At 67.3% G+C, this 13,816-nt stretch carries 11 protein-coding genes, 1 tRNA gene and 2 pseudogenes; 4 read left to right on the top strand and 10 right to left on the bottom strand.

Features of this window, described 5'->3' with window-relative positions:
- Positions 1-246 (top strand): annotated as a pseudogene (locus COGEMETH_RS25845) (hypothetical protein); the annotation flags it as partial.
- Positions 247-317: 71 nt separating this feature from the next.
- Here the strand turns inward: COGEMETH_RS25845 and COGEMETH_RS20620 are convergent.
- From COGEMETH_RS20620 to COGEMETH_RS20600, 5 genes are all read right to left on the bottom strand, one after another.
- The gene (locus COGEMETH_RS20620) at positions 318-1,361 is read right to left on the bottom strand and encodes a YihY/virulence factor BrkB family protein (protein WP_238184474.1); all 1,044 of its coding nucleotides are present in this window, start codon (positions 1,359-1,361) and stop codon (positions 318-320) included.
- Between the two features lie 125 nt (positions 1,362-1,486).
- The gene (locus COGEMETH_RS20615) at positions 1,487-2,377 is read right to left on the bottom strand and encodes an ImmA/IrrE family metallo-endopeptidase (protein WP_238184473.1); all 891 of its coding nucleotides are present in this window, start codon (positions 2,375-2,377) and stop codon (positions 1,487-1,489) included.
- 407 nt (positions 2,378-2,784) lie between these two features.
- Complete coding sequence (locus COGEMETH_RS20610; RefSeq protein ID WP_238184472.1) at positions 2,785-4,419, bottom strand: tyrosine-type recombinase/integrase; 1,635 nt, start codon at positions 4,417-4,419, stop codon at positions 2,785-2,787.
- Positions 4,420-4,565: 146 nt separating this feature from the next.
- A tRNA-Leu gene (locus tag COGEMETH_RS20605) sits at positions 4,566-4,650 on the bottom strand.
- A gap of 159 nt (positions 4,651-4,809) precedes the next feature.
- Complete coding sequence (locus tag COGEMETH_RS20600; RefSeq protein WP_238184471.1) at positions 4,810-6,318, bottom strand: undecaprenyl-phosphate glucose phosphotransferase; 1,509 nt, start codon at positions 6,316-6,318, stop codon at positions 4,810-4,812.
- A gap of 370 nt (positions 6,319-6,688) precedes the next feature.
- On the opposite strand from COGEMETH_RS20600, the pseudogene COGEMETH_RS20595 reads away from it, so the two are divergent.
- Positions 6,689-7,914, top strand: a pseudogene (locus COGEMETH_RS20595) (MFS transporter).
- Between the two features lie 70 nt (positions 7,915-7,984).
- Here COGEMETH_RS20595 and hmuQ read toward each other — a convergent pair.
- Entirely contained in the window at positions 7,985-8,320 is a 336-nt protein-coding gene (hmuQ, locus tag COGEMETH_RS20590; RefSeq protein WP_238184470.1) for a heme-degrading protein HmuQ, read from the bottom strand.
- 495 nt (positions 8,321-8,815) lie between these two features.
- Here hmuQ and COGEMETH_RS20585 point away from each other — a divergent pair, with 495 nt between their 5' ends.
- Entirely contained in the window at positions 8,816-9,232 is a 417-nt protein-coding gene (locus tag COGEMETH_RS20585) for a helix-turn-helix domain-containing protein (RefSeq protein WP_238184475.1), read from the top strand.
- Between the two features lie 9 nt (positions 9,233-9,241).
- On the opposite strand, the gene COGEMETH_RS20580 is transcribed toward COGEMETH_RS20585, so the two are convergent.
- Genes COGEMETH_RS20580 through cbiE form a run of 4 tightly spaced genes read right to left on the bottom strand, consistent with a single transcriptional unit; the run spans position 9,242 to position 12,967 of the window.
- Positions 9,242-10,564, bottom strand: a complete 1,323-nt coding sequence (locus tag COGEMETH_RS20580) for a cobyrinic acid a,c-diamide synthase CobB (protein ID WP_238184469.1) — start codon at positions 10,562-10,564, stop codon at positions 9,242-9,244.
- A complete protein-coding gene (cobM, locus tag COGEMETH_RS20575) occupies positions 10,561-11,343 on the bottom strand; it encodes a precorrin-4 C(11)-methyltransferase (protein WP_238184468.1) in 783 nt (260 codons plus the stop codon). Before cobM ends, COGEMETH_RS20580 begins: the two co-directional genes overlap by 4 nt.
- On the bottom strand, positions 11,340-11,762 hold the full coding sequence (locus COGEMETH_RS20570) for a cobalamin biosynthesis protein (RefSeq protein ID WP_238184467.1): 423 nt from the start codon (positions 11,760-11,762) through the stop codon (positions 11,340-11,342). Before COGEMETH_RS20570 ends, cobM begins: the two co-directional genes overlap by 4 nt.
- Complete coding sequence (gene cbiE, locus COGEMETH_RS20565; RefSeq protein ID WP_238184466.1) at positions 11,741-12,967, bottom strand: precorrin-6y C5,15-methyltransferase (decarboxylating) subunit CbiE; 1,227 nt, start codon at positions 12,965-12,967, stop codon at positions 11,741-11,743. Before cbiE ends, COGEMETH_RS20570 begins: the two co-directional genes overlap by 22 nt.
- A 67-nt stretch (positions 12,968-13,034) precedes the next feature.
- Here cbiE and COGEMETH_RS20560 point away from each other — a divergent pair, with 67 nt between their 5' ends.
- Positions 13,035-13,769 (top strand): cobalt-precorrin-6A reductase, encoded by a 735-nt coding sequence (locus COGEMETH_RS20560; protein ID WP_373875405.1) that lies wholly within the window; start codon positions 13,035-13,037, stop codon positions 13,767-13,769.
- Positions 13,770-13,816 lie beyond the last annotated feature (47 nt).

Raw genomic sequence — 13,816 nt, 5'->3', positions numbered from 1 at the left:
TGCTCTTCCCAAGTGGCCAGCAGGAAGGTGGCCACTTGGGAAGAGCAGCAGGCGCGGGACACGCCTGTGTAGGGGGCGACCACGCCTCACGCCGGGTCGAGGCGCACGCCGACCTGCTCCTTTCCATCCATGAGGCGCGCTTGGAGCTCTTCCTGCGCAAACTGCGCGACGCCTTGGCGCGGCGTGGCGATCAGCACGAGCGGCCTGTGGCGGTTCTTCCGACGCCATCGCATCACCCACAAGCAGACCTTCCGAACGGCTGAGAAGGGTCACTTTCAGTCCAATGATCCGTGCGGTGCTTACGTCGGGAAAGTCGTCTATTCCCGGCCTGGTCCGACGTTATCGGCAGCGAAAGCGTCCCGGACGCCAAGGGGTTTCGGCCGTCCCTCGGTGCTGTCGCGGGCGGTCTGGCGTTCCATCTCCGAATTGATCTCGGCGCCAAGCAGGACGACCACAATCGAGAGCCACATCCACGACATCAGGCCGATGCCAGCGCCCAGAGACCCGTAGATGCGGTTGTAGCTGTCGAAGCTCGCTACGTACCAGGAGAACACGCCGGACGTGCAGGCCCAGAGACACGCTGCCAGCGCGCTGCCCCAGGTCACCCAGCGCCATTTTGCCCGGCGCCTGCTCGGGCCGTAGCGATAGATCAGAGTCAGGCTGAGGCTCACCACGACCAGGATGACGGGCCACCGGATCACGGACAGGATCGTATCGGCCAGTCCCCCGAACCCGAAGCGTTCCATGATCGCCGGAAGCACGACCACCACGCTGATCGTCAAGAGGAGAAACGCGGCGCCGCCGAGGGTGAAGAGGAAAGTCGTGCCGTAGAAATTGACCAGGGTCCGATCCTCCCGTTCCCGGTAGATCACGTTCAAGGCATCGAAGAGGGCGCTGACACCAGAGTTTGCGCTCCACACGGCTATCAGCAGGCTGATCGTCGAGGTGAGGCTCAGCGACCCCGTGCTGCGAGCCGCGATCCGCACGAGCTGCTCGGAGAGCAATTCGAGTGCGGCGGTAGGGAGGATGTAGGTCAGGAGGCTGACATGCTGGCTGATCACGTTGGGATCGGAAAACAACCCGTAGATCGAGACCACAGCAACAAGCCCAGGAAACACTGCGAGCAGGGCGAAGAAGGCAACGCCACCTGCGGTGGTGAGTACCCGATCCTTCGGCAGAGCCCACACGGCGCGCCATAGGATGTCCTTCCACCCCGCTTTCGGGATCTCTGATGGACGGCGCGCGTCGCGGCCCCGATCTGGCTCCTGCGCCCGTTGCCGTGCCGTTTCGAGGGCCAAGGCATCCTGCGGACGCGTGCCTACCGATCGCCAGTCGTCGCCTTCATCAACGTCCTGAACCATGGCTACGACCCTGAAAGGACTCGGTACGTGTGAACGCGATTCGATCCTCAAGATATGATCCCGACAACATCGGTGAGGCCGCGATCGTAGCGGCGCTCAGAAATCCGATCCTGCGTGAGTCTCGCCTACCGTCGCCCCGAGTGGAAGCGGTGGCGCCAGCCTTCCTCCAGCCTGCGCTCCTCCGCGCTCTCCTCCGGGACGGGTTCCAGACGCAGCAGGATCATCGCGAAGCCGTTCTGCTGCTGGTACACCTGCTCGTAGAGGGACGGCGCGCGAAGGTCGCGCTTTACATCGATCCAGAGATCGGGACTGCACGCGGCGATGTCGCTCGTGATGTTCGGCCGAGTCGGACTCCTGTGAAAGAGCGAGTGTACCGGGACCAGGCTGCCGACCGCACCGATGATCGCCGGGAAGGAGAGGCTGCGGTAGCACCGCTGCACCCGGCCGTTGCCCGCCACGACGATGGCGATCCGCCCAGGGTGGTACTGCACGTAGGCCCGAGCCGCCGCCTCCTTGCCGACGCCGAAATCGCGCGCGAGCGCAAGAACGTGCTGCAAATCGGGTTCGCGAAAGGCTGTCATGGCCCCGCGCAGCAGGTGCGGGGGCATCAGCACGAGAGCGGCGAAGCGGTTGGCCTCGACCTCCCTGCGCTGGCGCTGGTCGCCTGCCTTGGCCGTGAGGCGTAGCAGGTCGGAGCTGTTGCACAGGAACCGGCCGGGCTGATCCGGGACGTGGTGCGCCATCAGGAAATGGCCGAGTTCGTGCGCGGTGGTGAAGCGGCGACGCGGCTCGCCCCCGCACTTGGCTAGGATAATTCCTTCGGATCGCTTCGCATCGGTAACGAGACCGCCCTCGAACTCGTCGGTGTCGAGGTCCTCGATCCCTTTGATGCCGAGCCGCGCGCATAGTTCCTGGATCGGCACGGGCACCGGAAGGTCCGGCTCGGCCTTGAGGATACGTTTGACGAGCGCCTCCGGTGAGCCTGCGTCCGCGAGGTCCTTCCTGCTGATCGGCATCCGCGGCGCCCCTTCCCGTCCCTAAGACGATTCGTCAGGCTGCCACTCACCCGCGCCCCGAAGACCGGACTGCGGGGAGTTCGTGCGGGCGGTAACCTAACTGCGCCATCGCGAGCAAAGGCCATGCTGGCATGGCACGGCATGGCATGGCGGTCCCTTTGATCCCGACGGCGTGGGGGAAGCTAAAATCGCTGCCGCGCTTGCCAAGCTGGCGCATCGGCGAACGCTTGGTCGAGCAGCCAATTTCAGAAGCGGTTGACCGTAGCATTATAGACACTCGTTCAAGCGGTCTTCCGACAACACTAGACAAGTTTTTTTGCAGAATATAGTGAGCATAGGGGAGATTTATTTGAAGTTTAAATCGCAAACAAACCAGGACGATTTGTCTTTCACTGTTATTATGCGCCTCACGTTTTTACTGTTGGGATCGGTATCTTGGCCAACTCAGCCGCGAGGCTCTTCATATCGTCGAAATGTCGGTAATGGCCAGCGACGCTCGAATCCGTGTGACCCTGGATGTAGTTAGCAACCGAATCTAAAACGCCTGCTTTTGCAGCAGCGGACTTTAGCCAATGCCGCATGGCGTGATTGGGATCCTTGCGCTTGTCTTGAAAGCCCGGCAACTCGCGCACCCACTTGCTTACACGGTTTGATGTACCTTTACTGGGATGCCTACCTTCGCCATCCTTTCGGACATTCCGGCGAGGCCGACCGCCATAGAACAGCGGCCCTTTCATTGACCGCGCGAACTCGACAAAACCAGACGCGAGCACAGCAGGATGCATGGGAATCACACGCTCTGATCCGACGGTCTTGAGGCTTGCACCGTCTGGTGCCGGCGTAATCCGCAGGACCGGGACGCCATCTTCCTCAGTCACATTTTCAGACCAGAGTTGAACTATATCCTGAACACGCGATCCTGTCGTAGCAAGCAAAAGCGGAACATAGCGAAGATAAGGTAGCGTCTCCATTTCAGCACAGGCGAGGAGTCGCGCGACTTCATCGTTCGTGTAAGGCAGTCTACCCTTCCCAGCCTCCTTTTTCACCCTGACTTTAATGCCTTCAGTCGGGTTACGAGTAATGATTTTATTTATTACTCCAAAGCGAAATATTGCGCGCAAACAGGCGAGATCCGAATCGTTAATCGTCTTAGCAGATCGGCCAGCCGCCACCCTCGTGTCTTTCCATGCGACAATATCATGGTCGGTGATCCGTGCCGCGTCGTCGTACTTTAGGTGCTTTCTGAAGTCGCCGATAATTCCTCGCCAGGTCGTGATGGTGCTGGCCGCGGGCTTGTTCTCCGCTTTCCACCTATCAAAAAGATCGGTCAAGCTTACGCTTTCAGGCAGCGTGCTCGACTGAAAGGGAGGGAATCGAGCAGCTTTAGGATCGGGCGTATAATCGCCTTGGGAGGCCTTCTTCATGGCCACCCCGGCGTCTAACGCCGCGTCGCCAATCCAGCGCAAAAGCTCAAGGCGGCTTTTCTCAGTTATTTCAAGTCCTTCGCGTCCCAACACCATCGAAGTGAGCAATCCAAAACGAAGCTCAAGACTAGCGGTGTTATCGCCAGGCGGCGATCTTGCGATTGTATCTAGCAGTTCAGGACCACTATCGACGCCAAAATGACCAAGCGCACTATGCCTCTCGGTCATAAAATTACGCCACGAAATTGACGGCGGGTTTGTTACCCGACCTTCGATTGCAGCCCAAGTGAAGCCTTTCCAAGCTTCCCAATCTTCAGGCTCACCGGGGTCTTTCTCAAACTGCCGAACAATTAAATCGTATACTTTGCCCGATAGCGCTACCATCTGCTGACGATTGAGGTCGATGGGGCCGGTGCGAATGGCCTCGAAAATACGCTCAAGCTCAGCACTGACTGCGCCAGTGCGCATCTTGGCAGCAGCTGGATCACGTACTCGAAGCGAGAAGCTGATCGTAGGCCGAATCTTGACCTCTACAACCGATTCGGGCGCTGCCCCGAACGCAGGCAGGGTCAGCAGGTAAGAGCGGCCCTTCACCCGACTGAGAACGTCGGCTGGCACCCGTTTTCGATACTGACGGTACGAAGAGTCTCGGCGAATTGTCGCAGTTGTCATGCGAAGGCTCATCGAACGTGTGCACCGGTTATGTATACCGGTTTGGCTCGATTCTGCCTATGATATCAATGAATCAACCACTTAGCGGCTGATGGTGCCCAGGAAAGGACTCGAACCTTCACCTCTTGCAAGACTGGTACCTGAAACCAGCGCGTCTACCAATTCCGCCACCTGGGCCCGTCGCTCGGTGTCGAGCGGCAGTGACGATCGTTTAAGACCCGCGCCGGGGCGCGTCAATCGCGTTCGCGCGCATCCTTGGTCCGGTTCGATCGCCGGAGCCCGGGGTGTTTCCGGGAAGCCTCAGGCCGTCTCCCGGGCCGGCTCGATGCTCCTGCCTCAATACGCGTTCTCGGTCTTGAGCAGGGCGAACGGGGTCGTGAGCAGGATCTGGAGGTCGAGCAGCACCGACCAGTTCTCGATGTAGTAGAGGTCGTGCTCCACCCGGCGCTGGAGCTTCTCGGAGGTGTCGGTCTCGCCGCGCCAGCCGTTGACCTGGGCCCAGCCGGTGATGCCGGGCCGGACGTTGTGGCGCCGGGCGTAGAGGGCGATGCGGCGCTCGAAGCTGCGGTCGTGGGCGAGCGCATGGGGGCGCGGGCCGACGAGCGACATCTCGCCCTTCACCACGTTCAGGAGCTGGGGCAACTCGTCGAGGTTCGAGCGGCGCAGGAAGGCGCCGATCTTGGTGATGCGCGCGTCGTTGCGGCTGGCCTGCTTGAACACGGCGTTCTGCTCAGTCTTCATGCTGCGGAACTTGAACACGCCGAAGGGCTGCTGGTTGAAGCCGTAGCGCTTCTGCCGGAAGAACACCGGGCCGGGGCTGTCGAGCTTGATCAGCACGGCCACAAGCGCGAACAGCGGGGCGAGGCCGACCAGGGCGACCAGCGCCAGGCTCAGGTCGAGGGTGCGCTTCAGCAGGATCTCGCCGAGGTTGAGCGGCCGGCGGCCGATGTTGATGCCCGAGAGCCGGCCGACGCGGGAGACCTGCATGTCGGGGAAGCGGTCGAGCACGGCGCCGGGCCGCAGGTGCAAGGCGGACGGCACCCGCAGGAAGGCATCGATGCAGCGCTCTACCTCGGCGGTCTCGGTCCAGGGCACCAGGATGAACACGTCGTCGGGGCGCAGGAAGCGGACCACCGAGACCGCGAGGTCGAGGTCCTCCGCGGTCTGGGCGTGGCGCGCCGCATCGTCGGCGCCGACATCCACGCGCCGCAGGTAGCTCGTGCCGACGACGCGCAGGCCGAGGGCGTCCGCCTCGTTGCTCTTGTAGAACGCGGCGATGTCCTCCTCGAAGCCGACGAGATGGACCCGGCTCACGGAGGCCGACGCGGGGGTCACGCTCCGCCGCACCAGGGCCACCGTGCCAACCCGCGCCAGGATCAGGGCGGGCAGGCCGGCTGCGAAGACGGTGATGGCGACGATGCGGGAGAACTCCGTCGTCGTCTTGGTGAGGAAGCCCACGACGAGGAGGCCGGCCCAGGCCACGAGCCAGAGCGAGGCGGTGCGCTGCAGGCTCGACTTCTGCGTCAGCAGGTGGTCGATGGCGTATTCCTCGCGCAGGGCGTTCGTGAGGACGATGACCAGGGCCAGCACCCCCGACAGTTGCCAGTTCTTGCCGTCCCATGGGGCCGGCACGGCACCGGCGATGTGCAGGTAATAGTAGCCGGCATCGACCAGCAGCGTCGTGAGGACGATGGTCGTCAGGTCGGCGACGGCCACGGAGGCCGAGATGCCGAAGCGGAACGCCGCGCGACTGCGGCGGGGCAGAAGCCCGCTCCAGACTTTGCGCCGACGCTCGGTCTGGCTCGGCAGTATCTGATAGTTCTGCGGCAACCGGTCTTGAAACATCTGTCGGACCATGTTCCGTTCTGAAGCGGATCGCGTCCCAGACTGAACCAATAGTTCGTTCGGGCTCGGTTTTCGAAGACTCCTGAGCAATCGCCGGGCCGTCTGCCTGGACGGCATCATGTCCAGACTCGCGCTACGGGCGGCCCGCCGGACTGGCAAGCGGGTAGGAATGCTGAGACTGGACTTGTCCGGAACGCAAATGGCTTGCGCCCAATGGGAATCCCCTCACGCAACCGCGGACACCTTGGCGGACCAAGCCGTCACGTTTTAGCCAGGGCGTCAAAACGGGAGCACCGGGGCGTGCACACCAAGGCACGTGATGCGACGCAGAGCGGGACGGACATGGCGGGACGGCCGATCGAGGTGGCAGATACCGGGGCGTTTCCACCGGGGCGGCGCGGTGGGGACGAGCCCGGCCGCGATACGCTCGGGCCCGACGCTCGCGATTCTTGCGGGCCTCAGCCTGTCGCACCTTCCCAACGACCTCGCGCACTCCCTCCTGCCGGCGATCTACCCGCTCCTAAAGAGCCGGTTTGCGCTGGATTTCGGCCAGATCGGCCTCATCACCTCCGTGTTCCAGGTGACGGCCGCGATCCTCCTGCCGGTCGCGGAGCTCTATTCCGAGCGCAGGCCGCTGCCATTCTCCCCGGTGGTCGGGATAGCCTCCTTGCTCGCCGGGCAGCAGCTGCTCGCGGTGGCGCCGGCCTACGGGCTACTGCCGACGGCTGCGGGGCTGGTGGGGTTCGGTTCGGCGATCTTCCACCCTGAAGCCTCCCGCGTGGCGCGCCTAGCGGCGGGAAGCCGATACGGCCTCGCCCAGTCGATGTTTCAGGTCGGCGGCAATGCCGGCACGGCGCTCGGGCCCCTGCTGGCGGCCTTCGTCGTGGTCCTGCACGGGCAGGGCAGCGTGGCCTGGTTCTCACTCGCCGCGCTCGCGGGCATGGCCGTGCTGACGGGCGGCGGCCGCTGGTATCGGAGGCGGTTCGCGGCAGTCCAGCGCTTGGCGGCATCCACGGGTCCGGCGGGCGGCTCCCTGTCGCGCACGCGGGTCGGCCTCACCATCTCCGTGCTGCTCGCGCTGATCTTCCCCGCGTCTTTCTACGTGGCGAGCTTCTCGTCCTACTACACGTTCTACCTGATCAACCGGGTCGGCGTGCCGGTGGCGCAGTCCCAGGTGCTCCTGTTCGTGGTCCTCGGCTTGGTGGCGGCCGGCACCATCCTCGGCGGCCCGATCGGCCACCGCCTCGGGCGCAAGCCCGTGATCTGGGGCTCGATCCTCGGGGTGCTGCCTTCACCCTGGCGCTGCCCTATGTCGGTCTCGCCTGGACGGTGGTGCTCACCATCCCGATCGGGCTGATCCTCGCCTCGGCGATGCCGGCGATCCTGGTCTACGCGCAGGAACTGCTGCCGGGCCGGATCGGTCTGGTCGGCGGGCTGTCCTTCGGCTTCGCCTTCGGCATGGGCGGGCTCGGTGCAGCGTTCCTTGGCGAACCCGCCGACCATACAAGCATCGAGACGGTCTGCGCAGTCTGCGCCTATCTGCCCCTGCTCGGTCACCTGGCGGTGTTCCTGCCGCGGTTGCGCCCGGCAGCCTGAGCGCCGCCGGCCGGGATGTCGCAGGGGTACCCGCGAAACCCAGGCCGGGACGGGTTGAAACGTCAGCGCCTCAGGCGGCGTCGGCGGCCTGCTCGGCGGCCACGGTCTGGATCGTCTCGAAGCCCTCGAACTGCGGATGCCCGAGATAGAGCGGCTTGGTGGTCGGGACGCGGCTGTGAGCCTTGCGGAACTGCTCGGACCGGGTCCACGCGTCGAAATCGGCCTTGGAGCGCCAGATCGTGTGCGAGGCGTAGAGGACATGGTCCTCGGCCTCCGGCCCGCGCAGCAGCTGGAACTCGACGAAGCCGGCCATCTCGCCGAGATGGCTGTCGCGACCGAGCCAGACCTGCTCGAAATCGGCGGTGGAATCCTTAACCACTTTGAAGCGGTTCATGGCTATGAACATCGGTGGTGTCTCCCTGCGGGCTCGATCGAGGCCGGGTGCGGGTCATCCTAGACCGGGGGCGAGGGGCCGCGAAAGCCTCGCCGCGGCGCGTCTCGATGATGAAGGACGACCGTCCTATTCTGAATTCAAAATGCGACAGCTTGGCCAAAGACCGATATCCTATATCAGCGTGCTCGTGAGGCCGTGATCGTCGCAGGCCGAGATGTTGTATGATGAGACTAAGCATTCATATCCTCACGGTCTCCGGTGCGGGACACAGCGCCCGCATGGACTTTGTGCCCAAGCTGTGCGTAAGAGCCGTTATCTGATGGCCGGAGAGGCGACGCGGATATCGCTCGCGCCTCTGGAGCATTCGACGGCCGGAGCCCGCCCATATCACGGCGGGCGCCGACCGCACGGCTCGCCCGAACGCTCGCGGGTGAACGTGGACGACGCGACGCGCATCGCAACGGGTGGCGGCGGATGGCGTCCCTGGACCTCGAGCGGTGCGGAAGCATGATGCCCAAACAGACGACCGACGTGGACCGCCTCGTCGGGCTTCGCATCACCACCCTGCGCAAGGCGCGCGGCCTGAGCCAGACCGCGCTGGGCACCGCGGTCGGCGTCACCTTCCAGCAGGTCCAGAAATACGAGAAGGGCCAGAACCGCGTCGGCGCTGGCCGCCTGCGCGAGATCGCGCGGCTGCTCGAAGTTCCTGTCGCGGCCTTCTTCGAGGAGAGCGAGGGCGGTGAGGTCGGCAGCGACGACGTTTTCGGCTTCCTCAACGCCCCGGGCGCAATCGAATTGCTGCGCGCCTACGCCCTGATCGAGGACGATCAACTCCGCCGCGACGTGCTGTCGATCGTCCGGTCTGCAGCGCGGCTCGCGCACATCAAGGCGACGCCCCTGCCGGACGGTGAAGCCGAGACATAGGGTCCGGCCTCACGCCGCCTCCGACGCGATCAGGTGGAAGAAGCTTCCGGTGACGCTCCCGCGCCGGTGGCCGGCCGGGCCGAGATCGGTACCCTCCGCATCCGTCACTCGGGCCAGCGCCTCCGCCTCGTCCGGCGGCCCCGTCACCTCGCTGGCATAGTGGAACTCGTGGCCGACGAGCCGTGTGCCGCCCGCACCCAGGACGCCGTCCGCCAGCAGGCGCGCCACCCGATAGCCGAGATGCAATTTTCGCGATCGGTAGGAGGTCGCGACCGGCAGCAGGGCCGCCATCGGATGGGTGATGCCAGCCGCGTCCTCCAGACTCTGCCCGAGCACCATGTAGCCGCCGCACTCTCCGTGGACCGGTTTTTCCGCCGCGAAAGCGCGCAGGCCCCCGATGAAGTTTCGGGCTGCCGCGAGTCGGCCGGCATGCAGTTCCGGGTAGCCGCCCGGTAGCCAGCACACGTCGCAATCGGCAGGCGGCGCCTGGTCGGCGAGCGGCGAGAACGGCACGATCTCGGCGCCGGCCGCCTGCCAGCCGGCCTCATGGTGCGGATAGAGGAAGGTGAAGGCGGCGTCGCTCGCCACGGCGATGCGCCCGCCCGGTGGCCGGGGCAGGCGGCCGCCGCCCGCGGGCGGGGTCGTGCCGGCCGCCGCCGCCAGGATCGCGTCGAGGTCGAGCCCGGCCTCGGCGAGGTCGGCGAGCCGGTCGAGGCGGGCTTCGAGGTCGGCGGTCTCGCGGGCCTGGACGAGACCGAGGTGGCGCTCGGGCAGCACGAGACCCGCATCCCGCATCAGCGCGCCCAGGACCGGGATGCCGACCCTCTCCAATCCAGCCTCCACCAGCCTGCGGTGGCGGGCGCTGGCGACCTTGTTGAGGATCACGCCGGCGATTCGGATGCGCGGGTCGTAATGGGCGCAGCCGAGCGCAACGGCCGCGGCCGATTGCGCGGCCCCCGACACGTCGAGGACGAGGAGCACCGGCCAGCCGTAGCGCGCCGCGATGTCGGAATTGGCCCCCGTGCGGCTCTCCGCGGCCCGGACCCCGTCGAACAGGCCCATCGAGCCCTCTGCCACGACAAGGTCGGCCTCCGCCCCGGCGAGACCCGCCACGGCGTCGAGCAGCCCGGCCTCCATGGCGAAGCTGTCGAGGTTGAAGCTCGGATGCCCGGTCGCTGCCCGGTGAAAAGCCGGGTCGATGTAGTCCGGCCCGCATTTGGCGCCGCGCACCCGCACGCCGCGCCGGGCCAGCGCCCGCATCAGGGCGAGCGTCACCGTGGTCTTGCCGGAACTCGACCGTGGTGCCGCTATGAGGAGCCCCGGCGCGCTCACCGTGCGCCCTCCGCCGCCACCGCCCCGCCGGGCCGGAAGCGCCGGTCGTAGTCGGGGGCGTAGAGGGCGCTCTCGCGAAACTCCTCCGGACGCAGAGCCGGCCCGACCAGGATCAGGGCGGTGCGCTCCAGGCCGGCCTGCGCCACCTGGCCCGCGATGGAGGCGAGGTCGCCCGCGATCACCCGCTCGTCCGGCCATGTGGCGCGGAACACCACTGCCACCGGGCAGGCGGCCCCGTAGAAAGGCGTCAGTTGCGCCACGACATCCCCGACGACGTGGATCGAGAGGTGGAGCGCCAGGGTCGCGCCGGTGGCGGCGAAGGCGGCCAGGGTCTCCCGCTCCGGCATGGCGCTGGCCCGGCCCGAGGTGCGGGTGAGCACCACCGATTGCGCCACGCCGGGCAGCGTGAGTTCCCGCCGCAGCACGGCCGCTGCCGCGGCGAAGGCGGGCACGCCCGGGGTCACGGTGTAGGGGATGTCGAGGCGGTCGAGACGGCGCATCTGCTCGGCCAGCGCGCTCCAGATCGAGAGGTCGCCGGAATGCAGCCGGGCCACGTCCTGCCCGCGTTCGTGGGCGGCCGCGATCTCGGCGACGATCGCGTCGAGGTCCAGCGGCGCGGTGTCGACGATGCGCGCGCCCTCCGGGCACCAGCTCAGGATCTCGGGGGCGACGAGCGAGCCGGCATAGAGGCAGACCGGGCAGGCGGCGATGCGGTCGCGCCCGCGAACCGTGATGAGGTCGGCCGCACCCGGTCCGGCGCCGATGAAGTGGACGGTCATGACGGGGATGCCGATACGGCGAGCGCGCAGGTGGTGCCCGCGCTGGTGATGCGGGGAAGGGCGAGACGGGCGCCTACACCCGCTGCGGCAAGCGCCGCAGCCTCCGCCAGGGAGCCGACGCCGCGCAAGGTCTCGATACGCGCCGAGCGCGTGACGACGCGCCCGTCGACGGCGGCCAGCGCCGGGGCCTCGACGCCAACCGGCGCGAGGCCGAAGGCGGCGGCAGCGGCACGGATCGCAGGCTCGCAGGCCCGGTCGGCGGCGGTGGCGATGGCCTGAAGGGCGTGCGGCGCCTGTCCCGCCTCGGAGAGCGCCCGCTCAATCAGGGCCGCGATCTCCGAGCTTTCCGTTCCGCGACGAAACCCGATGCCGGCCACGAGCCTTGCGGGCGCCAGGCTCATGGCTTGGTCCACGCCCATTGCGTAACGGGCATCGCGCTGCGCCAGCCGTGCAGGCCGCCGACCGTGTCGGCGCGGGCAATGGACAGGCGGCGCAGGCTACCGCCGCGCTCGGCGAAAACCGCGAGCAGGGCGGCCTCGCCCTGAAGGGTGACGGCGTTGGCCACGCAGCGTCCGCCCGGCCGGAGCGCCGCCAGGGCGGCGGTGAGCACGCCGGGCTCGGACACGCCGCCACCGACGAAGACCGCATCCGGTTGCGGCAGAGCCACCAGGGCGTCCGGCGCCGTGCCCTCGACGATGGCGAGGTCCGGCACGCCCAGCGTCTGCGCGTTTCGGGCGATCCGGGCGGCGCGGGCCAGGTTGGCCTCAATGGCCACGGCCCGCATGGCGGGATGGCGCAGCATCCACTCGATACCGACCGAGCCCGCGCCAGCGCCCACGTCCCACAGAAGCTGGCCCCGGCGCGGGCGCAGGGCGGAGAGCGTCACCGCCCGGATCTCCGCCTTGGTGAGCTGCCCGTCGTTCTCGAACCAGGCGTCGTCGAGGCCCGTGCTGAGGGCGACCGTCCGCGCCTCCGGGCCGCCCTCGACCGCGATGGCGATAGTGTTCAGGGGATCAATCTCCGTGAGGTCGAAATCCTCCGCCGAGACTGTCCGAAGGCGCTGGCGCGGGCCGGCCATTGCCTCGCAGACCGTGAGCCGTGAACGGCCGAACCCGCGTTCGCGCAGCAGGGCCGCCACCGCGGCCGGCGTCGCGCCGTCCCAGGACAGGACGAGGAGGCGGGCGCCCGGCTGGACGTGCGGCACGATCCGGCTGAGCGCCCGGCCGTGCAGGGTGAGGCAGGCGCAGTCGGCCAAGGGCCAGCCGAGCCGGGCGCAGGCGAGGCTGAAGGCGGAGGGCTGCGGGAAGGCGCGGATCTCGTCGGCCCGGACATGGGCGGCGATCTCGGCGCCGATGCCGTAGTGGAACGGATCGCCGGTGGCGAGCAGGCAGGTCTGCTGCCCGCGCCGGGCCAGGATGTCAGGGTAGGCCGCGTGGATCGGGCTCGGCCAGGGCCGGGTCTCGGCGGAGAGCGGCGCAGCGAGGGCCAGGTGGCGGCGCCCGCCATAGACCACGGCCGCTCCGTCCAGGGCCGCGCGGGCGGCCTCCGACAGGCCGGCGCGGCCGTCCTCGCCGATGCCGACGATGGAGAGCCAGGGGGTGTCCGGCTCCGGCCGATCGCTCATCGTTCTCGACAGGTCGCTATCGCTCATGCCGCTCGACAGGTCGCTATCGCTCATGGACAACACGCCCATGCGCATCCTCATCCTCGGCGGCACCGGCGAGGCGAGCGCCCTGGTCCGGGCGCTGGCGGGCCGAGCCGGCTTCGACCTCACCCTGTCGCTGGCCGGACGCACCGCCTCGCCCAGACGCGAGACCGTAGCGACCCGGATCGGCGGCTTCGGCGGCGCGGAGGGCCTCGCCCGATACCTGTCCGAGAACCGGGTCGACCGGTTGGTTGACGCCACGCATCCCTTCGCGGCCCGGATGTCCCGCAACGCCGCCGAGGCGGCGCGGGCGGCGGCCGTACCCCTGCTCGCGATCCGCAGGCCGGCCTGGCTGCAGCAGCCCGGCGACCGTTGGACCGAGGTCGACTCCGTCGCCGACTGTGTCACCGCTCTGGGCGAGTCGCCCAGAACAGTCTTCCTGACGATCGGCCGCCAGGAAGTCGCAGCCTTCGCGGCCGCGCCCCAGCACGCCTACGTCGTCCGCACGATCGAGCCGGTGGGCGGGGCCCTGCCGGTGCCGCGCCTGACGGAACTCCAGGCCCGCGGGCCCTTCGACGGGGCGGCCGAGGCGGACTACCTGCGCGAGGCTGGAATCGAGATCCTGGTCAGCAAGAACGCCGGCGGGGCGGCCACCTACGGCAAGATCGCGGCGGCGCGGGCCTTGCGCATCCCGGTGGTCATGGTGCGCCGGCCCGAGAAGCCGGACGTGCCATCCGTGGCGGATGCGGATGCGGCGGTGTTGCGTTTGGCCGGGGGCTGAATCGGCGGCGCCGGGATGTCGCAATGGCCGCTTCCCTCCCCCCTTTG

The sequence above is a fragment of the Methylobacterium trifolii genome (genome assembly GCF_022179685.1).
Taxonomy (GTDB): Bacteria; Pseudomonadota; Alphaproteobacteria; order Rhizobiales; family Beijerinckiaceae; genus Methylobacterium; species Methylobacterium trifolii.
This window is presented reverse-complemented; position numbering and strand designations above follow the sequence as displayed.

Excerpts from the sequence above, each read along its gene's own strand:
- COGEMETH_RS20620 (WP_238184474.1), bottom strand. The coding sequence starts at position 1,361 with ATGGTTCAGGACGTTGATGAAGGCGACGACTGGCGATCGGTAGGCACG.
- COGEMETH_RS20615 (WP_238184473.1), bottom strand. The coding sequence starts at position 2,377 with ATGCCGATCAGCAGGAAGGACCTCGCGGACGCAGGCTCACCGGAGGCG.
- COGEMETH_RS20600 (WP_238184471.1), bottom strand. The coding sequence starts at position 6,318 with ATGTTTCAAGACCGGTTGCCGCAGAACTATCAGATACTGCCGAGCCAG.
- hmuQ (WP_238184470.1), bottom strand. The coding sequence starts at position 8,320 with ATGTTCATAGCCATGAACCGCTTCAAAGTGGTTAAGGATTCCACCGCC.
- COGEMETH_RS20585 (WP_238184475.1), top strand. The coding sequence starts at position 8,816 with ATGATGCCCAAACAGACGACCGACGTGGACCGCCTCGTCGGGCTTCGC.
- cobM (WP_238184468.1), bottom strand. The coding sequence starts at position 11,343 with ATGACCGTCCACTTCATCGGCGCCGGACCGGGTGCGGCCGACCTCATC.
- COGEMETH_RS20570 (WP_238184467.1), bottom strand. The coding sequence starts at position 11,762 with ATGGGCGTGGACCAAGCCATGAGCCTGGCGCCCGCAAGGCTCGTGGCC.
- cbiE (WP_238184466.1), bottom strand. The coding sequence starts at position 12,967 with ATGAGCGATCGGCCGGAGCCGGACACCCCCTGGCTCTCCATCGTCGGC.
- COGEMETH_RS20560 (WP_373875405.1), top strand. The coding sequence starts at position 13,035 with ATGCGCATCCTCATCCTCGGCGGCACCGGCGAGGCGAGCGCCCTGGTC.